The organism is Brevundimonas sp. GW456-12-10-14-LB3 (assembly GCF_059424365.1).
Genome location: NZ_JBWKZJ010000003.1, coordinates 1 through 26,676 on the forward strand (window position 1 = coordinate 1; position 26,676 = coordinate 26,676).

Consider the following 26,676-nt stretch of genomic DNA (forward strand, 5'->3'; position numbering starts at 1 on the left):
CCCCCCGTCGCCCCCGGCGGCCTCCGCCTCAGCCGTCCCGGCGGCGCTGACGCCCGTCCCGCTTGAGACCCTTGCCGCAGAAGCGGAGCCGGCGAACGACGACGGCGTGAGCCTTCCGGAGGAGGCTGTGGCGGCGCCGGCCGGCGAGGCGGAAGCGGCCTCCGTCGATCAGCCCGCCTTCGAGCCGTCCAACGCCCCGAGCCCCACGCCGACCCTGGCATCCGCCGATGCGCCCGACGTGGAGGAACAGACGGTTCAGGTGCCCATGTTCTTGATCGCCCCGACCGAGCCGCCCGCCGAGCCGGACAGCGAGCAGGCGTCGGCGGGGCGTTTGGAGGCCGCTCCGCCTCCCCACGCCGCGACCGATGCGACGGGATTCACCGACCTCGATCAGACCGCCCTGTTCGACGCGGAGGTCCAACCGGAGGACGGCCTGCATCCGTCGATCGACCAGGAGGCGACGCCCGACAAACGGTTCGACTGGAGCGAAACCGCGACCTTCCTGGTGATGGGCGGCATAGGCATGCTGGCCTTCGGCGCGGCCATGGCGGCCTTCCGACAGGCGTCGAACTCGACGGGGGGCGAGACCGCCGTCATCGGCTGGGTTCTGGCGATCATCGCCTTGGCCTGCGTCGGGGTGTCGGGCTACAATCTGTTTCAGCGCTGGGGCCGCCCGACGGATCCGACGGCCTGACGGACGGAATCGTCACAGGCTGAAACGGACAGGTCGTCCTGCGCTTTGCGAAAGGCCGTGCGCGATGCTACGCCCAAGGGCATGAGCATTCCCTTCGCACCCCAATCCATGGAATTCGGCCTCGGCGAGAACGCGGACGCCATTCGCGACACCACCGCGCGTTGGGCGGCGGATCGCCTGGCGCCCCTGGCCGCCGAGATCGACGAAACGAACAGCTTCCGCCGCGAACTCTGGCCCGAGATGGGCGAACTGGGCCTGCACGGCATCACGGTCGAGGAAGAGTTCGGCGGCCTTGGCCTGGGCTATCTGGAACATGTGGTGGCGATGGAGGAGGTGTCGCGCGCCTCGGCCTCGATCGGCCTCAGCTACGGCGCCCACTCCAATCTGTGCGTCAACCAGATCCGCCGCTGGGGCACGCCTGAGCAGAAACAGAAATATCTGCCCAAGCTGATCAGCGGCGAACACGTCGGATCGCTCGCCATGTCCGAAGCCGGTTCCGGCTCGGACGTCATGTCCATGCGCACCCGGGCCGAAAAGCGGGGCGACCGGTACGTCCTGAACGGGACCAAGTTCTGGATCACCAACGCCCCCCACGCCGAGACCCTGGTGGTCTACGCCCGCACGGGCGACGGCAACGGCGGGATCACCGCCTTCCTGATCGAAAAAGGCATGAAGGGATTTAGCGTCTCCAAGAAGCTGAACAAGATGGGCATGCGCGGCTCCGACACCGCCGAACTGGTGTTCGAGGACTGCGAGGTTCCCGAGGAGAACGTCATGGGCCCGGTCGGCGGCGGCGCCGGCGTCCTGATGAGCGGCCTGGACTATGAGCGCGCAGTCCTCGCCGCCGGCCCACTGGGCATCATGCAGGCCGCCCTGGACGTGGTCCTGCCCTATGTCCGCGACCGCAAACAGTTCGGCAAGCCGATCGGCAGCTTCCAGCTGATGCAGGGCAAGGTGGCCGACATGTACGTCGCCCTGAACAGCGCCCGGGCCTACGTTTATTCGGTGGCCCGCGCCTGCGACGCCGGCCTGACCACCCGCTATGACGCTGCGGGCGCCATTCTGCTGGCGTCCGAAAACGCCGTGAAGGTCACGCTTGAGGCCGTTCAGGCCCTGGGCGGCGCGGGCTACACCAAGGAGTGGCCTGTCGAACGTCTGGTCCGAGACGCCAAACTCTATGACATCGGCGCCGGCACCAACGAGATCCGTCGCTTCCTCATCGGTCGGGAACTGCTGGGCGGCTGACGGCTTCTTCCGAACGGAAGGAGACGCCCATGCCCGCAAAATCCGCAGCCCAGCAGAAGGCCGCCGGCGCCGCCCTGTCGGCCAAGCGCGGCGACACGCCCAAGTCGGAGCTGAAGGGCGCGTCCAAGTCCATGGCCGAGTCCATGACGGAAAAACAGCTGGAAGACTTCGCCCACACCGAACGCAAGGGCAAACCCGAACACGCGGCCAAGAAATAGCCGGTTCGGCGCGATTCTTCGGCATTGTTGCCGTTCCGTAAGTGGCGGTGAAACCTCTGTGCGCCTAAATGGGCGAACTCCTTTCGCCGAGCCCGCCGCTGATGCCCGCCCAAGACAAGCCGAACGACGACCTGCGGCTCTTCTCCGACGTGATCGAGGAACTGGGCGAAGGCGACGACCCCAAACTGAAGCTGGAAGAGCTGGTCGCCGCTTTCGGCGAACGGGGCTTCGGGGCCATGATACTGATCCTGTCGATGCTGGCCCTGCTGCCGTGGCCGCCGGGCGGCAAGGCGGTGTTCGCCGTACCCATCATCCTGATGGCGCTGGAACTGGCCTTTCAGCGCAGTTCGATCTGGTTGCCGCGCTGGGCGCTGCGCACCTCGATCAGCCGTCCCGCCTATCGCGCCGGGGTGTCGCGGATCATGAAGACGGTGCGCTATGTCGAAAACCTGACCCAGCCGCGCCTCCCCCTTTTGACAGGCGAAGTCGCGGATACCATCACGGGCCTCGTCTGCGTCCTGCTGGCGCTGATCATGGCCCTGCCGATCCCGTTCGGAGACGCCCTGCCGGGCATCGCCTTGGTCTTCTTCGCCCTGGGCATGATGCAGAGAGACGGTGTGGCCATTCTGCTGGGCGCACTGGCGACCGGCGCCTGCGGCCTCTACCTGTTCCTGATCTGGCACACGGTGTCAGAGATCGCCCATCACGCGGCCGGATGGTTCTCGGGCGTTCTGCCCTGAACGACAAAAGGGCCGCCGCGTCGCCGCGACGGCCCTTCATTGTCTGACCGCGAACGGCCGGACCGCAACTCAGCCCGAAAGGATCAGGCCAGGCCTCCGACGAGGACCAGGGTCGCGGCCACCGCACGCGATTGATGACAATGAGACACTGGATCACCTCCTTTCGACTGTTGAACAGGGATTCGAAAGGTAAGACGCCTCAAGGCCTTGCGCCAATAGGCTTCGCGATTTCGTGAAGTCGGTCGTCAGGCCGCCTGCTGCGCGCCGGGTGCCAGGCCCTGCATCATCATGCGATTGATGTCGATCAGGTCCTCGAACGACTCCTCTCCGCGCATGACCAAAGAAGAGTGACGATTGACGAACAGGCTCAGCGAGATGATCTGGGCGCGCACGGCCTGAGGCAGGGCATTGGCGGAATCGCCGCAGTCCGCCGCCAGGGCCGACCAAAGACGGCGATTCCAATCCAAGGCGTCAATCCGGGTGGCCAGATCGCGCTCATCAGACTTGGACGCCTGGACCAGGGCGCGCGTGACCTGACCGAACAGGCGGTATTCCAGGTCGCGCGGCGTCTCAGCCCGCGTCGCCGCCGCTGCGTACGCCTGAAGCGACATTGAGCACCTTCTCTTCGTAATCGACAATCTTACGGGCGGCCATCAAGGCCTTATAGTATTCGCGTTGCAGCACATAGCGCGAGGCGGCGACACATTCGGCCAAGACGTCCGGGTTCTTGGTCGCCCCCATGAATTCGGTGATGCGAAGGGCCATCTCGTCGTAGAATTTCGACGCCGACGCCTCGTCCAGATACATCATCATGATTGGGAAATAGATGCGGCGCGCAGGGGTCGTGACCTCATCGGCCTGCATGATGTCCTTCTCACGCAAAACACTGGCGCGGTTTTGCAGGATGAGAACGCCGCGACGGTCGCCGTTTTGAACCACCGCGCCGTTCAACACGAATTTTTCGCCGGGTTTCAACGACAGTTTCAAAGCCATTGACGACCGAACTCCTTCAGCAGGTCGGAACCGATCAAAGATGGACCGCCCCTAACGATTCGAAACCTTAAAGGCTGAGGGTTAATCATCCCTTGTTCCCAGCCTGCGCGGAACACCTGCCTCGGGGCGACGTTTCGTCACCAGACAGGAGGCGACCATGCCCGACATGGACTATCAGGACGATCAGGGACAGGCCGAGGTCTTTGACGAAACCCATCTGGACGATGAAGGCGAAGGCGACCTTCTGCTGGACGAGGCTGACCAAATTCTGGACGTGACCCAGGCCGACGGCGACGCCGATGAAGAACCGTTCGACGAGGACGATCTGGATATCGACGATCAACTGGCCTTGGACGGGATCGAGCGGGAGGCGGACGCCCTGCTCGGCATGGACGGCGAGAAAATCAATCAATCCGACGCCGACAGCAATGATCTGGCGGCCGAGGACGAGATCGAACTGGTCTACTCCGGCCTGATGGAGAACGACCGCGGCGCCCAGGCCAGCGCCGCCCACTGGGAGTCGCGACGCCTCGACGACGACGACCTCGAACAACTCGGCTACGCGCCGGACGAACCCCGGACGCAAAAGCCTTAAAGGAGCAGACATGCACGAAACACGCGCAAAGGATGACGCCTCTACCGACGTCCCCCACGCCAAAAGAGTGGAACCCCGACAAGGCAAGCCGGACCAGTTGGAACCCCGCCTAAAGCCGGACGAAGGCCGGGAGGAAGCGCTGGTCGACGAAAGCATTGAGGAGACCTTCCCCGCAAGCGATCCCATCTCGCCCAAACACATCACCTGATCGCTGTTCACGCGACTGATGATCGGCTAACCCGCTTCGTGACATCCACGGAGCGGGTTTTTCATGAGCCGGTTTGAAGGCACTGATCGCTACATCGCGACGGCGGACCTCAAGGTCGCCGTCAATGCGGCCGTGGCCTTGGAACGTCCGCTGCTGATCAAGGGCGAACCGGGAACGGGCAAGACCGTGCTGGCCTATGAGGTCGCCAAGGCCTTCGATGCGCCCCTGATCACCTGGCACGTCAAATCGACCACCAAGGCCCATAACGGACTCTATGAGTACGACGCCGTCAGCCGGCTGCGCGACAGCCAGCTCGGCGAGGCGCGGGTTCATGACGTCCGCAACTATCTGAAGAAAGGCAAGTTGTGGGAGGCTTTCACATCCCCGACGCGCCCGGTCTTGCTGATCGACGAGATCGACAAGGCGGACATCGAATTCCCTAACGACCTGTTGCAGGAACTCGACCGGATGGAGTTCTACGTTCAGGAGATCGACGAGACGATCCGCGCCGAGGTCCGGCCCATCGTCATCATCACCTCGAACAATGAAAAGGAGCTGCCGGACGCCTTCCTGCGCCGCTGCTTCTTCCACTATATCCGCTTTCCCGACGCCGAGACCCTGGCGGCCATCGTCGACGTCCATTTTCCGGGCATCAAGCCGCGCCTGGTCTCGGAGGCGTTGAAGACCTTCTACGAGATCCGCGACACGGCCGGCCTGAAGAAGAAGCCCTCCACCTCCGAACTGTTGGATTGGCTGAAGCTGCTGCTGGTCGAAGACATTGACGCGGAAACCCTGCGCGAAAAGACGCCCAACAAGCTGATCCCGCCCCTGCACGGCGCCCTGCTCAAGAACGAGCAGGACATTCACCTGTTCGAACGTCTGGCCTTCCTGGGCCGCAGAGACGGCGCGCGCCCGGGCGGCTGAGCGGCATTACCGCGATTTCACTGGACCATCCCCTTCGACGGCTCAAAATAGAGACCATGAGCCTTACAGTTCCGTATCGTCTGCTGATCGCCGGTCTGGCGGTCGTCGGCCTCGGCGGGGCCCTGGCCGCCTGTGACGGCGAAAACGCGGTTCGGATCACCAAGACCACCACGACCAGCGCCTCCAATGACGTAGAGCCCGGCGTACTCAAGGTCGTCGAAGGTCTGAAATGCCCCGAAACGCTGGGCGTGCTGACGCGCAAGGGCTTTGCGGACCCCGGCGGGGCCGCCTGCACCTACGGCGGCCCCCGCGGCGCCGAGGTGGTGCTCTATCTGGTCAAGCTTGAAGATCGGTCCGCCGAGGACGTGCTGCGCGAATACGAACGCCGCGTCTCGTCGGACATGCCCCAGGCGGCGATGCGTATCGACGCCCGCCAGACGGAAAACGGTGCGGAAGAGGCCACTGTCGCCGCGCCCGGCGTGAACATCCAGGCCAAGGGCGATGACGCCTCGGTCAAGCTTCCGGGGCTTCAGATCGAGACCCGGGGCGACAGCGCGAGCGTTCGCATCGCAGGCATCAACATCCAGTCCAAGGACGGCGAAGGCGTCCGCACCGAAAAGAGCAGCGTCAAGATCGACTCGGACGGCGAAACCACCCAGATCCGCACCCAGGCGCCAGGGGACGCCACGCGGGCCAGCTTCATCCTGGCGGACGACGACGTGCCGGCGGGCGCATGGCGTCAGGTCGGCTTCGAGGCGCGTGGTCCCGCCGGCGGCCCGCTCGTCATAGCCACGGTCCGCTCCAAGTCACGGCACGACCGGGTGTTCGAAGCGGCCAAGGATCTGGTCGCCCTGAACGTCGGAGACTGAAATCCACGCCGAAAACAAGCGCCGACGGCCGGACGCCTTGATCCTGACGGCGCTTTGCGTCACCTGACCAGCCCACCAGCGAGCAGGATCGACGATTTGGCCGAGCGCCCCAAGAAGAAGACCGAAGTCCGCGCCTGGCAGCGCATGCTGTCGGGCCGACGCCTGGATCTGCTCGACCCCTCTCCTTTTGACATTGAGATCGAAGACATCGCCCACGGCCTGGCCCGGGTCGCGCGGTGGAACGGCCAGACCATCGGCGAGCACGCTTTTTCGGTGGCCCAGCACAGCGTCGTGGTCGAGGAGATCGCCGCCCACATCAAGCCGGGGCTGGATCCCAAATGGCGCCTCGCCGCCCTGCTGCACGACGCCTCCGAATATGTCATCGGCGACATGATCTCGCCGTTCAAGGCGGCCCTGGGGTCCGGCTACAAGGATTTCGAGGCGCGGCTGGAAGCCGCCATCCACGTCCGCTACGGCCTGCCGCCCAAGACGCCCCAAACGATCAAGACCCTGATCAAGAAGGCGGACAAGGCCTGCGCCTATTTCGAGGCGACGCAGTTGGCGGGTTTCAGCGAGAAGGAATCGCTCGGCTTCTTCGGCGCGCCGCCGCCCGGATACAGCCTGACCATAGAGCCACTGCCGGCCTCTCTCGCCCAGGCGCGCTATCTGGAGCGGTATCAGGTGCTGGCCAAGGCGGTGGGCCTTCTGCCCGCCGACGACGCCTGGCACACGGAATAGAGCTGTGACCGGGCCGACGGATCAGGGCGTGCGAATCGGTCTGTCGGCCGTCGTCATGACGCTGAAGGACCGTCGGGCCGTGGTCCTGACCACCCAGACGGAAGACGGCGTTCGCGCCCTGCCGTTCGGGCCTTTCGACCCGGCGCGGGACCGCACCTTTGAGCGCGCGCTGCGCGACTTCGTCACCGATCAGACGGGGTTCCGGCTCGGCTTCGTCGAACAGCTCTACACCTTCGGCGACGCGGGCCGCGCCTCGCCCCGCGCAGCGCCCGGCCCCGACCAGATGCGCGAGGTGTCGGTCGGCTATCTGGCCCTGACCTCGGAAGCCGCCGCTCCGCCGGCCCATGACGCCCAATGGACCCCCGTCTTCGACATCTTCCCCTGGGAGGATCGGCGTTGCGGCCGATCGACTCTGCAGGGCTCGGTGATAGACGCCCTTCTTAGCTGGGCCGGGGCGGATGAACGACGCCTGGGCCGCGCCCGGGCCCTCTTCGCCCTGACGCCGGATCATCGCTGGAACGAGGAGCGCGTTCTGGAGCGCTATGAACTTCTTTATGAGGCGCGCCTGGTTGCGGAGGCTTGGCGCGACGCCCGGCAGACGCCGCACGACGTCCCGCCCCTCCCCGGCGCCGTCATGGGCTCCGACCACCGGCGCATTCTCGCCACGGGCCTTGGTCGGCTGCGCAGCAAGCTGAAGTATCGGCCCGTCCTGTTCGACCTGACGCCTGAGTCCTTCACCCTTTCCGAGCTTCAGGCGGCCGCCGAGGCCGTCTCCGGCCTCACCCTGCACAAGCAGAACTTCCGCCGCGCCGTGGAACGCGCGGGCCTGGTCGAGCCCACCGGCCGGATGTCGTCGGCCACGGGCGGCCGCCCCGCCGAGCTGTTTCGATTCAAGGGCCTGGACCCGGAAACCGGCGCCGCGCCCGGCCTGTCGCTGCCGGCGCAAAGATAGGTTCGGATTTCTTTCACAGACAGCTTGCGGCGCCGCCGCTCTGCCATTAGAGAAGCCGCTCGCTCGACCAAGCGACTGATGCGCCGCGGAGAGGTGGCAGAGTGGTCGAATGTACCGCACTCGAAATGCGGCGTGCCTGGAAGGGTACCGTGGGTTCGAATCCCACCCTCTCCGCCATCATCCTGCCGTCCCGAGGCGAGGCGGGCCCCGCCTCACCGAACAGAAGAACTGCATTCGAACACTGCATGTTTCGGAGCCCTGCGCCCAGGGAGCCGCCGGTCTTTCGACCGGCGGGGCTGCCCCTATTGCGCCAGGCTGGCCCGCGCCAACGCGGCCTGGACCTCGGCGCGCGCGGCCTCCATGTCGCGGCGGAAGACGTCCGAGCGTTGTTCCGCGCCGTAAATGACCATGCCCGACAATATGCCGGCCTCGACGGCGCTGTAGCTGTGAGAACCGCAGATATAGCGGCTTTCGGCGAAAGCGCGTCCGCGGGCGTAGAGGGCGTCGGCGCGCTGGGGCGCCAGTTCCGCCAGGATCATGGCCACATGGGCGCCGTGGGCCGAATGGCCGGACGGATAGTCGGGATTGCCGGCCAGATGTTCAGTCTTGGCTTCGCAGATCGGTTGGTCCGTGCCGATGTAGGGCCGTTTCGTGCCCCAGTGGGTCTTGGCGTCTCCGACCACGGACCGGTCCTCGCCGGCCCGATCCAGCAAGGCCGTCAGAACCGGCGCGGTGTCTGGCGTCAGCCGCACCCCCAGGGCCTCTGCGAAGTCATCATAGATTTCGCCCGACACGTCCGAGGTCGCCAGCGCCCAACGCGGCGTGCCCTGCAGGGCGCGCGTCTCACGGAACACGCCCTGGTCGGCGACGGCGCGAGGCGAGCCCGGTTCGGGCGGCGGAGCCAGCACCTGGGTCAGATCCGGTCGTTCCGCCGGAGTCAGATAGCCCCGCTCCGTCCCTTCGTCGGTCAGCTCCACGGCGAGCCCGTCGCACCGCTTTTCAGTCCGCAGCAGATTGCAGACAGCCGCCGCGCCCCCGGTCAGCCGCACCTGATAGGCGGGGAAGCGCGGATCCGGCGTCATATAGTCGGTAGACACATACTGCGCCCCGCTGGCGAAGGCGGCGCTGCGCCGAGTCACGTCCCCCGTTCGCGCTTCCAGAGTGTCGGCGTCGGCGCGGGTGCGGACAATGAAGCCGGCGCGGACGGCCGTCTGGATGCGCCCCTGCTCGGCCACTGGATCGTTCAGGGTCAGATAGGCGGCGGCGGGCGAGGTCTCATCGGTGTTGACGAAGAAGACCCGGTCTTCCAGCGAGCGCCGCGCGCCGCGATAGGCGGCGACCTTCTCGGGCCCTTCGTCCAGGGCGAAGAAGACCTTGCCGCGCGCTTCGCCCAGCCTCGGCCAGCCTCCGGCTAAAACCCCTTCACGCAGGGTGGCGTGCCGCCCCTGGACCCGGTCGGGCGTGATCAGGTGATCGGCGTCGAACACCGACCGCACCTCGGCGTCCAGGGCGTCCCAGGCGGCGGCGTCGAAATCCAACGGCGTCGTTCCGCCGGGCATGGAGGGCCCGCCCGTCTTGGCGTTCAGCATGATCAGAATGGGCGCGTGGTCCGGATGGGCGCGCGACCAATCGCGGATCTCCGCCAGACAGGCCACGAAGGTCAGGCAGGTGCTGCGGAAATCGACGTCGGGCATGTGCAGGGTCTTGAAGCCCGGCCGGGCCATGGCTTCCGCGAAGGCGACGCTGACCGGCGCGCCCTGTCCCGGCCGTCCCAGGGCCGACAGGGGATGGGCGTAGCGCCCGCCCTGCGGATCGTTCAGCACGTCGATCTCGATCTGGCGCGCCCCGGCGTCCAGCTGTTCCGTCAGGGGGCGATGCGAATAGTCCAGAGCCACGGCTCCGGGATTGACGGCGATCATGGCCTGAAGTTCGGCGACCGGGATCGGCAGCTTGTAGCTGTTGTGGGCGCCCACCGCCGTCAGATCGTTCATGCCCAGATTGCGATCCATCCAGGCCGGAGCGCAGGGGTCGCCGCCGGCTGTGCGCACGTCGGCTGCGGTCAGGTCGCAGGCCGGCGCCGTGCCCGCCAGAGCGGAGCCGGCCATCAGGGCCGCCATCAGATTGAGCATCGAAAATCCTCGGAAGTCACAAGCAGAAGGGAAAAGGGATCACAGGGACCAACGCAGGCTGGCGGTCAGGCTGGGGCCGACGCGGCCCAGCTGGAGCAAGCGCCGCGTGTCGTATTCGTAGGCGAGGTCGGTCGTATCGGTCAGGTTGGAGGCGGCGACGACCAGGGTGCCGCCGGACCCGATCTCGAACGAGGCCTGAGCGTCCAGATAGCCGGCGGGACCGACGGTGAAGTCGGCCACCCCTCCCCCCTGCATGTCCGCCTCGGACCGGAAGGCGGACCGCCACGACCAGGACAGGCCGATCGCGACCGGCCCCCGTTCGAAGAAGGGATTGATTGAATAGGCCAGGCGCGACACTCCGGCCAGGCTGCGTCCCCCGGGCCCGTGGCCGTCGGTGAAGGTCCCGCTGGCCCATAGTCCGAAGCCGGAGGGAAGCCGCCGATGGAGCCCCACCTCCACGCCCCGGCTGATCGCGCGCCCCAGATTGGCCGGCCGCGACATCATCACCTCGGCCCGCACCAGGGGACCGGCGCGGGTCTCGAACACCAGCATCTCGGGCGCCTCCACCAGGCCGATGAAGTCGTCGATGCTTTTGTGGAAGACGGCGAGGCTGAGCGCGCCCTGCGGAAAGCTCCACTCATACGAGGCGTCGAGATTGGTCGACATATAGGGGCTGAGATCCGGGTTACCGCCGACCCCGGTGAAGATCGAGCCGGGCGACGGCGCGTCGATCTCCGCCTGCCCGCGCTCGTAGATGTTCGAGACAAGGGAGCTGGCGGGCACGGTCGCCAGGCGCAGGTCCGCCAGCGAGGGCCGCGTCATCGTGCGGGACGCCGCCAGCCGCAGGCGCCGGCCCCGATCCAGATCGAAGGCGATGTTGAAACTGGGCAGCAGGGCGGTGTCGGTCCCCAGCTTGGAGACCGGCCGAATGGCGCCGCCGCCGCTGTCGCCGGCGTTCAGAAAGGCGCCGTCCACCGCCTTGCGAGTCGTCACCAAACGAAGACCCAGATTGCCCGAGAAGGGGGCGCCGCCCGCCTCTCCTTTGAAGTCCGTTCGCGCATAAAGGGCGCCGACACGCTCCCCGACCCGATAGGAGTTCTGCAGATCGGCGCCTGTGGGAACCAGGGCGTCGGGCCCGACCGCCAGCGCTTTGCTCTCCCCTGCGATGTGAAAGGCCTGCTGAAACCGGTCGAAATCGGCGGCGGTCCAGGATCCCGGATGCCGATCGATCAGGGAATCGAACACGTCGTCGGCCACGCGAAATCCGAGAAACTCGGGGGTGACCACGGCGCCCGGCCGAAGCGCGGCCTCACGGTCGCGTCTCTGGTAATCGCGGGACCGATCGCTGATCTGGGCGCCGAAGGCGATTTCGGTCAGGACCGTCCTGCCCAGATCGACGGACACGGGACGCCGCAGATCGAGGAGGCCCGTCAGGTCCTCGTCGACGGATTCGATGGCGCGCACGCCCAAACGCTTGAAGGCGAAGCCGGCCGGGTCGGTCAGGTCCAGATCGGTCGCAAGCAGAGCCGCCTGCCGGCCGCTCGCCGCCCCGTTGACGTCGAACGCATAGGCGGGGGCCTGTAACGAACGGAAGGAGATCCTCTCCAGCGGCGTATCCAGCTTTGATCGTGCGCGGGACAGGCTGAAACGCGGCGTCAGGCTCCAATCGCCCAGCACCACATCCGCCCTGCCCGACACCACGATGTTCAGATGCGCCTGGGCGGAGAACTCCGTGTTGTTGTCGATCACGCCCGCCCGGATCGAGCCGGCCGTGACCACGCCGTCCGTGACCGTGGCCGTGGCGCCGGGCGTCTCCAGAAGGGCGCCGACCCCATAGGCGATCCGGTCCTCGCGAATGGTGTTGTCGAAGGTGGAGACGAGGCTGTCGAACCGCAGCCTGAGCGAAGGGGAGGCCCGCCACTCTCCACCTAGGAAGAGGCTACGCCTCAGCCGATCCTCGTGCTCGACCGTCGTCCTCACATCGCTGGGGGCGACCGCCGGCTGCCCCTCGACGACGACCGGCGTATAGCGTCCCACCTGAAAACGGTCGTAGAGGACCGACCGCCCCTCCTGGGACAGGCCGCCGACCAAACCCCATGCGCCGCCTTCGGACACGAACCGGCCCGCGAGGGAGACGTCTGTTTCCGGCCGGCGCGTTCGCGCCTCGACGGAGGCGCCCGCCCTGAGGCTCAGGAAGGGATCGCCGTCCAGGCCGCCGATCGTCTCGATGTCGATGTTGGAGCCGATCCCGCCCTCGATCAGATCGGGCGTCGCCGACTTGGTGAGCTGAGCCCCCGCCAGGAGATCGGCCGACAGGGCGCGGAAGCGGAACTGCCGACCGCTCTGGGTCGAGTTGCGGATGTTCTCGTTGAAGGCGACCGGCGCTCCGTTCAGGGTCACCGACTGGAACAGCGGCCCCAGCCCCCGAACGCTGACGAACTGCCCCTCGCCCACCTCGCGTTCGATGGCCACGCCGGGGACCCGCTGCAAGGCCTCGGCCAGATTCGCGGCCGGAAGTTCGCCGATCCGGGTCGCGGACGCGCTGTCCAGGATTACGTCCGCCGCCGCCTTGCGTCGCAAGGATTCCTCGATCTGCTCCGACAGCCGCCCCACGACCGTGATCGACTCCAGCTCTGCGGCGGGAATGGGCGGGATCTCGGCGGGCTTTTGAGCCTCCATCCAGACCCGCAGCCCCCGGTCGCCGATGAAACGGTGCCGCAAGCCGGTGCCTTGGAGCATCTGGTCTGCCGCAGCGCGCCAGGACATTTGCCCGCGAACCGCTCGCGTGCGCCGCGCCTCGCCCATGGGCGTCAGAAAGGCCAGGTCACAGCCCGCCGAAACACAGAGCTGCACCAAGGCGCGACGCGCGTCCTGGGCGGGGATGTCGAAAACCTGCGCGCGATCCTGCGCCCGGGCGGCCGGGGCCCAGCCGCCGAGGGCGACGATCGCCAGAGCGGCGGCGGCGACGCCTCCCCGTAGCGCATCGAACGGCGTCGATCGTGCGGGCGGTTTCAAGCGAACGGCGCCTTGAGCCAGGGTAGCGAACAACGAAGACGCAACGCTTAGCGCGCTTGCGTGACAGCTCTGCGATAGACCTATTCGGGGCGGATCAGGACCCGGCCGTCCTCGCCGCGTTCGATCGAGATCGGCAACAGGGCGTCCAGCCGGTCGATCAGTTTCGCCTCGTCCGTCAGGGGCAAAACCGCCGTCACGCGCATCTCGGCGAGGGCGGGGTCGGCGATCACCAGGGGCGCGCCTGCGTAGCGCCCGGCCTCTTCGACCACGACCGACAGGGGCGCATCGTGGAAGACCAGTCTGCGCTCGCGCCAGGCGGTGGCCGCCTCGACGTCGATCCGACGAAGACTGACGCGGTTGACGCCCCGTTTGAAGACGGCCTGCTGCCCCGGAGCCAGGGCGACGGCGCGCTCCAGCGCGCGGGCGCGGCCGACGTCGGTCCACCCGATGGCGACCCGTCCCTCCAGCAACGACACCTCCGCCTGGTCGTTCCTCAACGCCGCCGCGAACCGCGTCCCTGTCACGATGACGTAGCGATCCTCGACCGCGACCTGGAAGGGTCGTTCGGCATTGTGGGCGACGTCGAAATAGGCCGCGCCCTGCATCAGGGTTAGGCGGCGGGCGTCGCGGCCATAGGCGACCTGGATCCGCGTGCCGGAATCCAGGGTGACGCGCGATCCGTCTTCCAGCGTCACATCCGTGATCTCGCCCGGCGCGCTGGCATAAAGACGACCGGTCGCGACGGCGGGCTCCTGCCCCGCGCCGGGCAGGACAAGAGCGACGGCGACCACCGCCGCCACCGCGCCTGTGGCCAGCCCGCCGGCGATCAGCAGACGTCTCTGGGACACGACAGTCCGTCGTCCCCGCAGACGCGCCAGATCGGGCGCAAAGACATCGCCCAACGGCGAGAGTTCCGCCAGACCGCTCTTCGCAGCCTCGTACTGGTCCAGATGAGCCTCGTCCGCCTCCAGCCATTCGAGGAAGGCCGCCTGGTCGCGCGCGGAGACGTCCGGCCGTCGCATGCGCGCCAGCCAGGATTCGGCGGTCAGCGGCCGACGATCAAACAGGGATGTCAGGCGCTGGATCATGCGCAAACAGAACGCTCCGGGACGCGGCGGGGGGATGGGGCGCCGACGCCTTCAAGACTCACAACGACAGTTTCAGCGAACCCCTCAGCCATCGCGTGAAATCTTCAGCTGACGGAGAGCTTCGGCAATGTGTTTTTCGACCATGCTGACCGACACGCCCAGACGTTTGGCGATCTGGACGTAGGTCTGGTCCTCGAACCGGTGCAATAGAAAGGCGTCTCGGGTTCGCGGCGGCAGGGCGCGGATGACGCGGGCGGCCGCAGCCAGATTCTCTCGGCCGATCAGCTGCTGGTCGGCGGCAGGCGCCTCGCTCGCCACGGCGCGCGGCGAAGCGTCGAGGGCGTGGATGTCGTCCGTGCCCCGAACCCCCGTCCGACCGGCGGCCTTCCACCGATCCGCCTGAAGGTTTCGGGCGATGACGAACAACAGGGGGCGGGCGTCCGGCCCCGTCAGATCGTGGCCCGCGCGGTGGAAACGCGTGAAGGCTTCCTGGGCCACGTCCTCCGCGTCCTCGGCCGACAGGCCGCGGCGCTGGACATAGGCCATGAGATCGCGCCGCAGGCCGGCGAAGACCTGATCAAGCGACATGGTCGCCCCGCTCACCTGGACACTCAGACGCGACTAAGCGAAGACGCCCCCTCCTCGCGGAAGGGGCGTCGCGCCGGCCTCTGTCCCGCCGGGTTGGGCCGGGGAAGGCGAAGGACGACGTCGGTCGCCCCCCGCTTTCGACATGAGGTTCGCTTGTGGGAATGGATCAGAACTCCATCCGCAGGCCGAAATTGATACGGCGTCCCGACTTTTCGTACATGGTCGGGAAGGAGGGATCCATCGTGTATCCCTTGGTCGCCTCGTCCGTGACGTTGATGCCTTCCACATTGAGCTGGAGGCTGTCGGTCACGCGATAGCTGGCCGACAGATCGACCTGGCCATAGCCCTCGCGCGTGATCGGGTACATCTCATAGCCGATGGCTTCGACATACTCGTCCTTGTAGTTGTAGGAGGCGCGGGCCTGCAGCTTGTCGTTCTCGTAGAACAGGGTGACGTTGTAGGTGTTGTCGGCCAGACCAATGGGCGGCGTCGGGATGCCCAGGGTCGACGAGCCGGTCAGCGAGCTGTCCAGCACCGTGTAGTTGGCGTTGATCCCGAAGCCTTCCAGCGGTGAGAAGAACTGGCCGAAGGGCACGACGGCGACCAGCTCCACGCCGCTGACCTCGTAGGAGCCGGGCTCGTTGATCGGCTGATAGACGTCGAAGGTGTAGACGCCGTCGATCGAGCCGTTGGCGTTGTACTTGGTGACGTTCGGCACCGTGCCCGTCAGGGCCTGACGCACCACGCCCTCGATCTCCTTCCAGAAGTAGGAGACCGCCAGCAGGCCGCCGTCGCCCAGATACTGTTCCAGACCGGCTTCCCACTGTTTGGCGTAGGTCGGCTTCAGGTTGGGGTTGCCGTCGGTGAAGCGGAACGAGTTCCAGCTGGCCGTGCGCTTGTAGGCCAGGTCCGTCAGGGCCGGACGGATCAGGGTCTCGGATGCTGCGGCGCGGAAGATCAGGCTGTCGGTCAGGTCGGCAGTGATGTTCAGGCTGGGCAGGACCTTGTCGTAGCTGCCGTCGCTGGACACCGGCTCCGGCGTATAGGTGGTGCCGCCGGTCGGCGTTTGAATCTGGTGATAGCCCGAAGAGGTGATCGAGGTGTCGATGTAGCGGGCGCCGCCGTTGACGGCGACCGGCACCGGCCCCAGGTCGAACTCCAGGTCAGCCATGGCGTAGGCGGCCAGAACCTCTTCCGTCACCTCGTAGTAGTCGCCGACGTTGAAGGGAGTGAAGAAGCCGTCATAGCGGAAGGTGCGACGGGCGTAGTCGTTCGAGACCTGGCTCCAGTTCAGGTCGCGGATGCTGTAGTCGCCGCCGGGCACCAGATCGCCGATCGGCGTCAGTTCGCTCTGCGACATCGGGCGCCCCACATAGTCGACCTTGCCTGCACCGGAGCCCTGGATGTTCAGCGAACCGTACTGGCGCTCCTTGGACTTGTCCGTATAGCGCGCGCCGACCTGGACGCTTTTCAGCGCCGGGAAGAAGCTGAAGTCGACGTACTGGGTGAAGTCGATCTGGGCGGCGTACTTGTCGTCGTTGATCTCTTCGTAGGTGGTCTCATAGGCCTCGAACAGATAGCGCGAAGGCGAGTTGTACATGTCGATCGAGGCCGGGTTGGCGCTCTGGATCGTCTCGCCGCCTTCGGCCGTCCAGCGCGTCCGCGACGGCGCATAGGCCACGTGCTTCAGGTTGGCGTAGTCCAGGGTCTTCTCGGCGCCGGAATAGCCGGCGATGGCGTGCAGTTTCCAGCTGTCCCCGCTCCAGTTCAGTTCGGTTCCAAACTGCTGGTAGTCGGTTTCGTTGATGCGCTCCTTGCTGAGCATCTCGTGCTGGGTCGCGGTGTAGGAGACGTCGCGCAGCACCACCATGCCGTAGTCGGCCAGGGTTGTGGCGTCATATTCGTGGATCGTCTCCAGGGTCGAGCGGCTGGAGGCCGAATAGGCCGCCGCATCATACTCGTCCTCGGTCGTGTCGTAGCTGCCGATCATGGCGTCGAAGGCCAGGCTGAAGTTCGACGACGGGCGATACTGCAGAGAGACGGTGCCGCCCCACTGATCCTGGGTGTTCAGATAGGCGCGGTCGCCGACCTTGTCCTGGAAGATGATCCGGTTGGTGACATTGGTGTCGGACCGGTTCGGAATGGCGATGCCGGCGTCTCGCAGCAGAACCGCCGCCGCCTGGGTCCCCCGGGTGCCGGTCGAGGTCGCCAGGAAGCGCGACATCGGGCGGAAGTTGATGCCCGATTCCGAGTCGGTGCGGTTGGTGCGGCGGGCCGTCGAGAAGGACACCAGGGCCCCGAAGTCGCCCCAGGTGTCGCTGGCCAGGAAGGCGATCTTGGGATCGATCTCTTCGGAGATGGAGTTGTAGGCGCCCTCCACCGAACCGACGACCCGGCGACCGGCGTAATCGAACGGACGGGCGGTCGAGATATTGACCGAACCGGCGATGCCGCCTTCTTCATCGGCGGCGCGCGGCGACTTCTGGACCGTCACCTGCTGGATGATTTCCGAGGCGAAGATGTCGAACTCGACGTCACGACCGCCGCTGCCCGAGGCGGTGGCCAGGCCGTTGATGCTGACGAAGGTGAAATCGCTGGGCAGGCCGCGCACGTTGACGCGCTGGCCCAGGCCGCGGTTGCGTTCGATGGTGACACCTGGGATGCGCTGCAGCGCCTCGGCTAGGTTCTGTTCGGGGAAGTTGGCGACGTCGGTGGCGACGATGGAGTCCGAGAAGCCGACCGTCTTGCGCTTGATGTCGACCGCCTCTTCAAGGCTGCGGCGATAGGAGCCGGTGACGACGATCTCGTCCAGAGTGGCTGTGGCCTGGCTCGCGACGGCGGCCGGTTCGGCGGTCTGCGCCAAGGCGACGAACGGCGTTGCAGCGACCACGGCGAAGGCCGTCGTGCCCAGAATTCGGTTCTTCATGTGAGTAGCCCCCAGTGAGTTCTAGGCGCTTCAACGACGGGCTCTCAGGCCCCCTCAATGTGTGACAGGCCTTTTCATTCAAACTTCACGGCCCTGTCGCGTTCGACCTTCTCACACAAGCAAAACGGCCCGCAGGCGCAACCTGCGGGCCGTCGTCCGATTCTGGCGAAGGGACGAGTTCAGCCGCCGAAACTGCGCCCCCCGCCGCCGAAGCCGCCGCGCGAGACGACCGTGGTCCGGCTCTGTACCCGCGTCGGCGCCTGCTTCACGACATCTCCGTTGTCGCGCGTCGTCACCATCCGACCGGTCCGGTAGTCGCGATAGGCATAGCCGCCGCCGTATCCGTTCACATAGCGGTCCTCGCGATCCCGATACAGCGGACCCCCGCCATAGTATCGCCCGCCGTCCAGCATCTGGCCGATGACGAAGCCGGCCAGCAGCGGGGTGAAGAAGGATCCCCCGCCCTGATTGTTCGGCTGGCACTGCGATGGGCCCCATTGGCCCTCGCACTCCTCGCGCGTGGCGTAGCGTGGAGCAGTCCGCGCCGCATCCTCCTGCGCCTTGGCCAGGGCAGCGTCGCACTGGGCGTCGGGTATGACGTCGGCGGTCCGACACTCATCCAGCGAGGCATAGACCAGCGCCGGCTCGGCCTCGGCCCGCGGGGCTGGAACGTCCGGAGAATCGCAGGCCGCCAGCGTAAAGCCGGCCGTGGCCATCAGGCTTCCGATGTGCAGGACACGCGACCGCTTCAGCCGTCGCATCGTCCTTGTCTGGGGCAGATCGCCCGATCCATTGTTGTGGTCGGTCATGGCGGTCACGAGGTCATGCAGGCGGCGTTTAGCAGGCCGACACAGATCGAGATGGAGGCCAGATAGACAGCCGCCGCGATCTCGCCCGCCTCGATCCGGGCCACCAGATTGCGGAAGGCCAGGCGGCTGATGGTGACGAAGACCACGATCTGGATCACCCCGGCCAGCAGGGCCCAGGCGGCGAACTCGGCCAGGCTGACCGTATGGGACAGGGCCGAGGCCAGCGGCAGGACATAGCCGATCAGGGCGCCACCCAACGCAATGGCGGCGGCCGTATTGCCCTGCCGGATCAGCGTATGCTCGTGGTACGGCGTGACCCACTGGTAGAGCAGCTTGAACGCCAGGGTGAAGCCGCCCGCTACGGCGAAGGCGATCAGAAAGGCGATCGCACCTTGCTGAAACAGGAACCAGTCGAACATTCGGTCTTCCCCTCTTTAAACACGCCCTCAGGCGCGGAATTCGGCCATTTCCAGCGGAATGCCGATCATGATCTCGTGCGTCGTCTCGCCGCCCTCGGGCTGCTGCTCCAGGGCGATCATCAGTTCGCGCCCGCCCGCCAGTTCGCGTGTATAAAGCATGCAGGTCTGGAAGATCTTGGCGTAGGGCTTCGTCGCGGCGCGGTCGTCCCAGATGGTCTCCCACAGGGTGACCGGCGGCTGGATCGCGTCGCTCTCGGAGAACCAGAACCGCGGATAGTCGGGCAGGTCCTCGGCCGCCCCGTGGAAGACCGGCGCCGACAGCCGGTCGCGCCAGACCCGCCGTTCCCGCTCTCCCGGCGGATAGGCCGAGGTCCAGGGCACAAACAGACTGAAGTCATAGTTCTCCAGCCCCGCCTCGTCGTCGCTCATGGCCTGAAGCATGACGTGGTCGTCGGTGTAGAAGCGATGGACGAACTGGCCGCTTTCCAGGCTGATCAGCCCCTGGGCCGAAATGTCGAGCACGTCGCGGTCCAGGGCGAAACGGGTCTCTTCGCCCAGCCGCCGCCAGGCCAACGGGTCCAGCGACACGGTTCGACCCACGGTGATGTTGCGCACCGCCGCCAGCTTCGACGCGGGCTCAGCCTTGTTCGACGATCCGAAGAGTTTCTTGAACATGGCGACTATCTAGGCCCCATGGACGCCAAGGGCGAGCCTCGGACGCAAGAGCGACGGAACGAAGCGGTTCATACGCGCAACTTCAGCCCGATCTTGCATCATGTCAAGCGTTCATGTTACACGTTTCATGTAACGCCATGCCCAACCGCGCCCCGCACTCTTCCGCCGCCAACGACCGCATTCGCGCGTGGCGACAGGCGCGCCGGGAAGCGGGCCTCGTCAAGCTGGAGCTCTGGGTGCCGGAGGCCGCGCGCGACGACGTCAAGGCCGCCGTCCGCGCCATCGTCACGGACTCCACCCGCGGCCCGGAGCTTGCCGGGCGCCGCCGGATCCCCACTTCTGACCCCATCACCCCTGGAGACGACCACCCTATGGACGCCGTGATCGAAACCCCCTGGACCGTGCCCGCCATCAAGGCGGCGCTGGACCAGTCCCCCCTGGTGCGCGAGGGCGAAATGACCCTGCGCGTGCTGGAGGGGGCGGACCCCGTACTGCTGGCCACCATGCATGAATACGGCGACCTGCCGGTCTATCTCAGCGTCGGGGGCGCCCAGATCGTCTGCTCGGTCCTGCTGTGGCCGGTGTCGGAACAGACCGATCGCCATGCCTTCAACGAGTTTCTCCTGAAGGCCCAGCGGGTGGTGCCCCTGTCGAACTTCGCCATCACCAACGTCGGCGGCGAAGACGTGTATGAGTTGATGGGCGAACTGTCGTGCAAGACGACGCTCCAGACCATACTGATCGAACTGCGCACCCTGGCTGAGAATGCGATCGACGCCACCGAACTGCGCGAAACCTTCGGCGCCGACGCCGCCTGATCCGGAAGCCAGACCATGTCCATGCTCAGAAAACTCTCCGCCCTGTTCCGCGGCACGGCCCATGACGCGGCCCAGGGCGTCGTCGACGCCAACGCCCTGAAGATCCTCGATCAGGAAATCCGCGACGCCGACAACGCCCAGGGCAAGGCGCGCGACGACCTGGCCGGCCTGGTGGCGCGCCGCCGCATGGCCGAAAACGAGATGGCCAGCTTCCGCGACCAGATCGCCAAGTACGAAAGCTCGGCCCGCACCGCCCTGGCTCAGGGGAAGACCGATCTGGCCCGCGAGGTCGCCGCCCGCATCGCCGAGCTGGAGGTCGAGATAAACAGCCGCGGCCCGTTGATCGAGGACATGAAGACGGCAGAGACGCGTCTGCGCACGGCCATCGCCGCCACCGACCAGAAGATCGAGACGCTCCGTCGCGAGATCGACATCGTCAAGGTCAATGACTCAGTCCAGCGAGCCCAGACCTCGGTCGCCCTGAACTCGGCCGGCGCCCATTCGCGCATCGGCTCGGCGGCGGACAGCCTGCAACGGATCAAGCAGCGCCAGGCCATCCAGGAAGAAAAGCTGAACGCCAGCCAGGCCCTGGAAGATCGCCGCACCGGCGCCGATCTGGACGCCAAGCTGCGCGAGGCCGGCATCCTGCCCGGTCATTCGTCGGCCGACGACGTTTTGGCCCGCCTCAGCCAGCCGGAAGTGACCGTGGTCACCCCCCGCATCGGCCAATCCACCCCTGGCGTGGCCACGCCCGACAAGGACCCGGCCTGATCCATGGAGCGTCTGCGCTTCGATCCCCGTCCCGACTGGGAAGCCACGGCCGAGCGCCTGGGCTTCACCTGGCGCCACATCAACGGCGAGATCTACTGGGACGAGACGGCGGCCTACGCCTTCTCCATGGAAGAGGTCGAGGACGGGATCGAGGCGCCTACCGCCGAACTGCACGGCCTCTGCCTGGAGCTGGTGGAGGAGGCGGTCCAGTCCGAGCGGCTGATGGAGCAGTTGGATATCCCCGAGCCCATGCGGGACTATGTGGCCGCCAGCTGGACGCGCGGGGATCCGTCCCTCTACGGCCGCTTCGACTTCGCCTACGACGGCCGGGGTCCGGCCAAGCTCTACGAGTACAACGCCGACACCCCGACGAGCGTCTACGAGACGGCCGCCTTCCAGTGGCTGTGGCTGGAGGATCAGATCCGGGCCGGCGTCCTGCCCGCCGACGCCGACCAGTTCAACAGCCTCAGTGAAAAGCTGATCACGCGGTTCCGCACCATTTTCCCGAACGGCGGCTTCGTCCACTTCAGTTCCGACGCCGACTTTGTGGAAGACCGCCAGACGGTGCGCTTCCTCGAAGACCTGGCCCAGCAGGCCGGGCTTGAGCCCCAGTTCGTCGCCATCGACCAGATCGGCCTGAACGCCGACGGCCGGTTCGTCGACCACGAGAACTGGATCATCCAGGCGATGTTCAAGCTCTATCCCTGGGAGCAGATGCTGCGCGACGACTACGCCGCCCCCCTGCCGACCGCCGATGTCCGGGTGCTTGAACCCGCCTGGAAGAGCATCCTGTCCAACAAGGCCATCCTGCCCCTGCTTTGGGAACGCCACAAAGGCCACCCCAATCTGCTGGAGGCCTATTTCGAGGGCGATCCGGGGCAGGCTACTCTCGGGAATTCCTACGTCCGCAAGCCCCTGTTCTCGCGCGAGGGCGCCAATGTCGAACTGATCGACCGGGGCGTCAGCGCGGAAGCAGTCGTGGACGGCGGCTACGGCCAGGGCCGTTTCATCCGTCAGGCCCTGCACGACACCCCCCGGTTCGACGACGCCCACGTCATCGTCGGCTCCTGGGTGGTCGGCGACGAGCCGGCGGGCATGAGCCTGCGCGAGGACGCGGGCCGGATCACCCGCGACACCTCACGCTTTGTCCCGCACTTCATCCGTGACTGAGGCTCAATCGAAAACAGCGATCGGCCCGCGCAACCACTCTCAGACCCACGCCTGGATGGCAGCTGCTGATGATCGAAACTGAGACAAGCCGAGCCAAAAGACTGAAGGCGGCGACGCAAGGCGTGCATCAGGGCCTGGACGAAGCCGTCATGGCCGCCCGCCCCTTCGAAAGTCGCGCGCGATATGCGGAGTTTCTGCGAATTCAGCAGATATTCCATCGCGACGTGGCGGCCCTCTATAAGAACGAGGCTCTGACGGCCCTGATCCCGGATCTGGCCGCGCGGCGAAGGTATGACGCGGTGATCGCAGACCTTGGCGACCTGGAGGCCGAACCCGGCGTCGAGTCTGACAGCCCCGTATTTGAGGATCAGATCGCCGACATTCCCACGGCGCTGGGCTGGCTGTATGTGGCGGAGGGATCGAACCTGGGCGCAGCGTTTTTGCTGAAGGCGGCGGCCGGCCTGGGCTTGTCAGAGGCGTTCGGCGCCCGGCATCTGGCCGCCTCTCCGGACGGTCGCGCCAACCACTGGCGCAGCTTCACCGCCGCCCTGGACGCGGCGGAGATGACGCAGGCTCAAGAGGATCGGGCAACGGCCGGCGCCACAGCCGCCTTCGCCCGCGTGCGCGCCCTGGTGGAGGCGCACCTCGGACCGGATCAGTCGGCGGCGGCCTGAACCCCGCCGACCGTCTCCGCCTTATTGCGGCGCGACCCGCCAGACGGTGTTCGACAGATCGTCGGCGATCAGCAGGATGCGACGTTGAGGGTCGAAGGTGACGCCGACCGGCCGTCCCCTCGCCTTGCCGTCCTTGATGAAGCCCGTGACGAAATCGACGGGCTGGCCCGCCGGACGACCGGCGTTGAACGGCACCCAGCTCACCTTATAGCCGGACAGGTCCTGGCGGTTCCAACTGCCGTGCTCGCCGATGAAGGCGCCCTGGCTGAAGGCGCCGCCGAAACCACCGTTGGTGGCGAAGCTCAGGCCAAGGGCCGCGACATGGGAGCCCAGGGCGTAGTCGGGCTTGACCGCCTCGGCCACCTTGTCCGGCCGCTGCGGATGGGCGCGCGGATCGACGTTCTGCCCCCAATAGCTGTAGGGCCAGCCGTAGAAGGCGCCGGGCCGCACCGAGGTCAAATAGTCGGGAGCCAGTTGCGGGCCCAATTCGTCGCGCTCATTGACCACGGCCCAGAGAGCGCTGGTGGTCGGCTCAATCGCCAGGGCCGTCGGATTGCGGATGCCGCTGGCGAGGATGCGGTGGGCGCCGGTCTGCCGGTCGATCGCCCAGACCACGGCGCGGTCCTGCTCCACCGCCATGCCGCGCTCGCCGACATTGCTGTTGGATCCGATGCCGACGTAAAGGGTCTGGCCGTCGGCGCTGGAGGTCAGTGACTTGGTCCAATGGTGGTTGATGGCCGAGGGAAGCTCGGTCAGGACCGCGCCGGGCGCTGTGATCCGCGTCTGTCCAGGCTGATAGGGAAAGCGCAGCAGGGCGCCCTGCTCGGCCACGTAGAGGGCGCCGTCCACGAAGGCCAGGCCGTAGGGCGCGTCCAGATTGTCGATGAAGGTCGTGCGGAGCTCGGCCTGTCCGTCTGCGTCGGCGTCGCGCAGCAGGGTGATCCGATCCCCGCCCTTCACGCTGCTCTTGCCCTTGGCCTTGATGAGGCCGGCGATGACGTCCTTGGGACGCAGCTTGGGCGCATGGCCGCCCGACCCTTCCGCCACCAGAATGTCCCCGTTCGGCAGAACAAGAATCTGGCGCGGAATCTTCAGGTCGGTCGCCAGGGGCGTGATGGCGAAGCCAGCGGGCACGGCGGGCCGGTCGCCGTTCCAGCCCACCGGCTCGGCGATCTTCATCGGTGGAACCAGGGTCTGGTTCTGGGCCGGTAGATCGGGATTGGGACCGGTCTGTCTGAGGTTGGGATCGCTGCGACTGCAAGCCGTCAGGGCCAGGAGCACGGCGGTCGCGCCGAGAAGGTGTCTGATCATCGTGCAATCCCCCGAACCGGCGCGGCGCTATAGGCGAACCACCCTGCGACAAGGACGAAGAGGGTGGACAGGACAGACAGGGTCAGGCCCATGGCCCCGACCGAGCTCCATGCGTCCTGGCTGTGCTTGAAGGCGTTGATCAGGCCGCAGAGCCAAGCCAAGGCCAGGGCGACCACATAGATCAGGGTCGCCAGCCGCTGAGGGGCGCGCCAGGCCAGAACCAGTTGGACGATCGCCCACAGTCCTGCGACGCCGCCGAAAACCAGGGCGCCGACAATCAGCCAGGCCGAAAAATTCGACCACTGCATCTCGGCGGTCCGCAGATAGGCGATGTCGCTGATCAGGGCCGAGGTGAACAGGGCGATCGGAAAACACAGCAGTATGGCGTGGAGTGGATTATGGGCGGGGCGCTCCGACCCTGTGGCGGCGATCATCGACCTTCAATCTCCTCGTCCAGCCTTCGTCTGTCCGAGCCCAATCCTCCGTCGAGGAATTTGGTTTCATCAGATCATCGAGGGAGCGCGGCCCTGGGCGGAAAGGCTGTCGCCGCCGCCATCATCTCCGCTACACAATCCGAGATTAAGCCGCGCTCGGTCCGCGACGCTTCGTCGCTGAAGACAAGGCCGTCTTCCCCGAACGTCGCGCCGCGCACTCGACAGCTCATCCTCGAGACTTCATTGAAACCTATGTCTCAAGTCCAAGCGCCCGGCCGGGCCGCCGACGCCCTTCAGATCATCGAGGCCGCCATCGCCCAGGCGGCGGCCAACGGGCTCGACAGCCTCACGATGCGCGACCTCGCCCACGCTGTCGGCAAGAGCACGACGGTCATCGTCAACCTCTTCGGATCGAAGGCCGGGCTGATCCAGGCGGTGGGAGAAGAGGCGCTGCGGCAGGACGCGGCCTTTCACGCCGCCTTCTTCGCCCCCGTCGCCGGCCTGCCGCCCAGCCGAGACGCCCTTCTGGCCTTGTTGCGGCACTATCTGCGCCTGCGCGCCTCCGACAGCGCCGGTTTCGCGCGGATCTGGGAGGCGCTGTTGATCGACGGAGACGCCTGCGCCGAGCGTCGCGATCTCATTCGGCGCTGGGCCGCGATGCGGGAAACGGCGTGGGCCGACTATCTGGCGTCTGATCCCCGGCTGGTCGACTTCGCCCCCATCATCGTGGCCTGGACCACGATGGAGCAGTTCTACGCCGGAGCCCTGGGTGAACGCGCAGACTATGAGGTGATCGCGTCCGAAGGTCTGGGCGGCCTCGTCGACCGCGCCTTCGGCGAGACTGAAAGGCCGGCGGCCGCGACCCTCTGGCACAGGGAAACCCTGATCATACCCCAGGCGCCGGCGGCCGGACTGGAACCGGATTCGATGAAGCTGAAGCTTCTGCATATCGCGGCGGATCAGATACTGGAGCGGGGTCTGGGCGCCCTGACCAACCGGTCCGTCAGCGCCGTGGCGGGGACCTCGACCTCGACCATCGCCTATCACTGGCCCGACATGCGCCGCTTCGTCCTGGATGCGGTCTGGCACAGCGTCTTTCGTGACATGCCGCTGTATCTGGCCGGTCAGCGTCCAGAAGGCGACCCGGCGTCGGCGGATTTGGAGCGTTGGGCGCGGCTCATGGCGCCGACAGTCGCCATCGCGCCCAGGGCAGAGGGCTTCTACGTCCGATACGCCAGGCTGATCGCGGGCGTGTGCATGGAGGCGCGGCGCGACCCCGCGCTGCGTGACCTGGCCATGTTGCTGCGCGGCCCGGAAGGCGGAGGCACCTATTACAATCAGGCCGGCGTCTGGCCCGCCGACTTCGATCTCAATCGGCTGGCGGCGACGCGGTTCGCCCTCTGGATCAAGGCCGCCGCCCTGACCGCTCGGGCGACCGGAGAGCCCCTCGACGAGGCGGCGCTCAAGGCGGCCGCAACCCGGTTGGTTGCGCGTCGCACGTGACAGAACACACGTTATCGTCGTGCACGCCCAGCCCTGACTACCGCTGACAAGAACAGTTCTAACAAGCTTCATAAAAGCATTGCGCGCGCAATCTAATGCCGCATCGTTGTCGAACAGTTGTTTTTCCACGCGACGATGCGGCCGGACTTCTCCCCAGGGTCAGGGCCCGC

Annotated in this window: 27 protein-coding genes and 1 tRNA gene; 16 read left to right on the top strand and 12 right to left on the bottom strand. The window is 66.6% G+C overall.

Going from position 1 to position 26,676, the window contains the following annotated elements; genetic code table 11:
- From AC07XS_RS01890 to AC07XS_RS01905, 4 genes are all read left to right on the top strand, one after another.
- On the top strand, positions 1–694 hold a 694-nt coding region (locus AC07XS_RS01890), incomplete at its 5' end, for a hypothetical protein (protein WP_494732647.1).
- Between the two features lie 81 nt (positions 695–775).
- Positions 776–1,939 carry an isovaleryl-CoA dehydrogenase gene (locus AC07XS_RS01895; protein ID WP_182713564.1) on the top strand — a complete coding sequence of 388 codons (1,164 nt, stop codon included), beginning with the start codon at positions 776–778 and terminating at the stop codon, positions 1,937–1,939.
- A gap of 29 nt (positions 1,940–1,968) precedes the next feature.
- Entirely contained in the window at positions 1,969–2,157 is a 189-nt protein-coding gene (locus tag AC07XS_RS01900; RefSeq protein WP_054766072.1) for a DUF3008 family protein, read from the top strand.
- 101 nt (positions 2,158–2,258) lie between these two features.
- Positions 2,259–2,897 carry an exopolysaccharide biosynthesis protein gene (locus tag AC07XS_RS01905; RefSeq protein WP_152950572.1) on the top strand — a complete coding sequence of 213 codons (639 nt, stop codon included), beginning with the start codon at positions 2,259–2,261 and terminating at the stop codon, positions 2,895–2,897.
- A gap of 245 nt (positions 2,898–3,142) precedes the next feature.
- Here AC07XS_RS01905 and flaF read toward each other — a convergent pair whose 3' ends face one another.
- Positions 3,143–3,508, bottom strand: coding sequence for a flagellar biosynthesis regulator FlaF (gene flaF, locus AC07XS_RS01910; RefSeq protein ID WP_152950573.1), 366 nt, complete (start codon positions 3,506–3,508; stop codon positions 3,143–3,145).
- Positions 3,468–3,890 carry a flagellar biosynthesis repressor FlbT gene (flbT, locus tag AC07XS_RS01915; protein ID WP_152950574.1) on the bottom strand — a complete coding sequence of 141 codons (423 nt, stop codon included), beginning with the start codon at positions 3,888–3,890 and terminating at the stop codon, positions 3,468–3,470. The genes flaF and flbT overlap by 41 nt, the downstream gene beginning before the upstream one ends.
- Before the next feature lie 157 nt (positions 3,891–4,047).
- Between flbT and AC07XS_RS01920 the strand changes: the two genes are divergently transcribed.
- The 7 genes from AC07XS_RS01920 to AC07XS_RS01950 all read left to right on the top strand — a co-directional run bounded on the left by AC07XS_RS01920 (position 4,048) and on the right by AC07XS_RS01950 (position 8,353).
- Positions 4,048–4,485, top strand: coding sequence for a hypothetical protein (locus AC07XS_RS01920; protein WP_182713471.1), 438 nt, complete (start codon positions 4,048–4,050; stop codon positions 4,483–4,485).
- Positions 4,486–4,495: 10 nt separating this feature from the next.
- Positions 4,496–4,693, top strand: coding sequence for a hypothetical protein (locus AC07XS_RS01925; protein WP_182713472.1), 198 nt, complete (start codon positions 4,496–4,498; stop codon positions 4,691–4,693).
- 63 nt (positions 4,694–4,756) lie between these two features.
- Positions 4,757–5,617 (top strand): AAA family ATPase, encoded by an 861-nt coding sequence (locus AC07XS_RS01930; protein WP_182713473.1) that lies wholly within the window; start codon positions 4,757–4,759, stop codon positions 5,615–5,617.
- Positions 5,618–5,673: 56 nt separating this feature from the next.
- On the top strand, positions 5,674–6,486 hold the full coding sequence (locus AC07XS_RS01935) for a methyltransferase type 11 (protein ID WP_182713474.1): 813 nt from the start codon (positions 5,674–5,676) through the stop codon (positions 6,484–6,486).
- Positions 6,487–6,630: 144 nt separating this feature from the next.
- On the top strand, positions 6,631–7,224 hold the full coding sequence (locus AC07XS_RS01940; RefSeq protein WP_054766983.1) for a YfbR-like 5'-deoxynucleotidase: 594 nt from the start codon (positions 6,631–6,633) through the stop codon (positions 7,222–7,224).
- Between the two features lie 4 nt (positions 7,225–7,228).
- Positions 7,229–8,176, top strand: a complete 948-nt coding sequence (locus AC07XS_RS01945; protein ID WP_182713475.1) for an NrtR DNA-binding winged helix domain-containing protein — start codon at positions 7,229–7,231, stop codon at positions 8,174–8,176.
- A gap of 87 nt (positions 8,177–8,263) precedes the next feature.
- Positions 8,264–8,353: transfer RNA gene (locus AC07XS_RS01950), tRNA-Ser, on the top strand.
- A 125-nt stretch (positions 8,354–8,478) separates the two neighbouring features.
- Here AC07XS_RS01950 and AC07XS_RS01955 read toward each other — a convergent pair.
- The 8 genes from AC07XS_RS01955 to AC07XS_RS01990 all read right to left on the bottom strand — a co-directional run bounded on the left by AC07XS_RS01955 (position 8,479) and on the right by AC07XS_RS01990 (position 19,825).
- The gene (locus tag AC07XS_RS01955) at positions 8,479–10,305 is read right to left on the bottom strand and encodes a Ca2+-dependent phosphoinositide-specific phospholipase C (protein WP_182713476.1); all 1,827 of its coding nucleotides are present in this window, start codon (positions 10,303–10,305) and stop codon (positions 8,479–8,481) included.
- Between the two features lie 39 nt (positions 10,306–10,344).
- Positions 10,345–13,320: a TonB-dependent receptor gene (locus AC07XS_RS01960; RefSeq protein ID WP_321207946.1), complete on the bottom strand. Its 2,976-nt coding sequence runs from the start codon at positions 13,318–13,320 to the stop codon at positions 10,345–10,347.
- A gap of 80 nt (positions 13,321–13,400) precedes the next feature.
- Entirely contained in the window at positions 13,401–14,408 is a 1,008-nt protein-coding gene (locus tag AC07XS_RS01965; protein WP_182713477.1) for a FecR domain-containing protein, read from the bottom strand.
- 84 nt (positions 14,409–14,492) lie between these two features.
- On the bottom strand, positions 14,493–15,011 hold the full coding sequence (locus AC07XS_RS01970) for an RNA polymerase sigma factor (protein WP_224760962.1): 519 nt from the start codon (positions 15,009–15,011) through the stop codon (positions 14,493–14,495).
- A 151-nt stretch (positions 15,012–15,162) separates the two neighbouring features.
- Positions 15,163–17,922, bottom strand: a complete 2,760-nt coding sequence (locus AC07XS_RS01975; protein ID WP_182713478.1) for a TonB-dependent receptor — start codon at positions 17,920–17,922, stop codon at positions 15,163–15,165.
- A 179-nt stretch (positions 17,923–18,101) separates the two neighbouring features.
- Positions 18,102–18,731: a DUF1190 domain-containing protein gene (locus tag AC07XS_RS01980; RefSeq protein WP_224764384.1), complete on the bottom strand. Its 630-nt coding sequence runs from the start codon at positions 18,729–18,731 to the stop codon at positions 18,102–18,104.
- Positions 18,732–18,736: 5 nt separating this feature from the next.
- Positions 18,737–19,150, bottom strand: coding sequence for a DUF350 domain-containing protein (locus tag AC07XS_RS01985; protein WP_182713479.1), 414 nt, complete (start codon positions 19,148–19,150; stop codon positions 18,737–18,739).
- A gap of 27 nt (positions 19,151–19,177) precedes the next feature.
- The gene (locus tag AC07XS_RS01990; RefSeq protein WP_182713480.1) at positions 19,178–19,825 is read right to left on the bottom strand and encodes a DUF2491 family protein; all 648 of its coding nucleotides are present in this window, start codon (positions 19,823–19,825) and stop codon (positions 19,178–19,180) included.
- A 137-nt stretch (positions 19,826–19,962) separates the two neighbouring features.
- Here AC07XS_RS01990 and AC07XS_RS01995 point away from each other — a divergent pair, with 137 nt between their 5' ends.
- The 4 genes from AC07XS_RS01995 to AC07XS_RS02010 all read left to right on the top strand — a co-directional run bounded on the left by AC07XS_RS01995 (position 19,963) and on the right by AC07XS_RS02010 (position 23,258).
- Complete coding sequence (locus tag AC07XS_RS01995) at positions 19,963–20,643, top strand: YjfI family protein (RefSeq protein WP_182713481.1); 681 nt, start codon at positions 19,963–19,965, stop codon at positions 20,641–20,643.
- Between the two features lie 15 nt (positions 20,644–20,658).
- A complete protein-coding gene (locus tag AC07XS_RS02000) occupies positions 20,659–21,414 on the top strand; it encodes a PspA/IM30 family protein (RefSeq protein WP_182713482.1) in 756 nt (251 codons plus the stop codon).
- A 3-nt stretch (positions 21,415–21,417) separates the two neighbouring features.
- Entirely contained in the window at positions 21,418–22,584 is a 1,167-nt protein-coding gene (locus AC07XS_RS02005; RefSeq protein ID WP_182713483.1) for a glutathionylspermidine synthase family protein, read from the top strand.
- A 68-nt stretch (positions 22,585–22,652) separates the two neighbouring features.
- Entirely contained in the window at positions 22,653–23,258 is a 606-nt protein-coding gene (locus AC07XS_RS02010; RefSeq protein ID WP_182713484.1) for a biliverdin-producing heme oxygenase, read from the top strand.
- Positions 23,259–23,279: 21 nt separating this feature from the next.
- Here the strand turns inward: AC07XS_RS02010 and AC07XS_RS02015 are convergent, their stop codons facing one another.
- Both AC07XS_RS02015 and AC07XS_RS02020 read right to left on the bottom strand, forming a co-directional pair.
- Positions 23,280–24,569: a PQQ-dependent sugar dehydrogenase gene (locus tag AC07XS_RS02015; RefSeq protein ID WP_182713485.1), complete on the bottom strand. Its 1,290-nt coding sequence runs from the start codon at positions 24,567–24,569 to the stop codon at positions 23,280–23,282.
- Positions 24,566–25,003 (bottom strand): DUF2231 domain-containing protein, encoded by a 438-nt coding sequence (locus tag AC07XS_RS02020; protein WP_182713486.1) that lies wholly within the window; start codon positions 25,001–25,003, stop codon positions 24,566–24,568. The genes AC07XS_RS02015 and AC07XS_RS02020 overlap by 4 nt, the downstream gene beginning before the upstream one ends.
- A 252-nt stretch (positions 25,004–25,255) precedes the next feature.
- Between AC07XS_RS02020 and AC07XS_RS02025 the strand changes: the two genes are divergently transcribed.
- The gene (locus tag AC07XS_RS02025; protein ID WP_182713487.1) at positions 25,256–26,506 is read left to right on the top strand and encodes a TetR family transcriptional regulator; all 1,251 of its coding nucleotides are present in this window, start codon (positions 25,256–25,258) and stop codon (positions 26,504–26,506) included.
- Positions 26,507–26,676 lie beyond the last annotated feature (170 nt).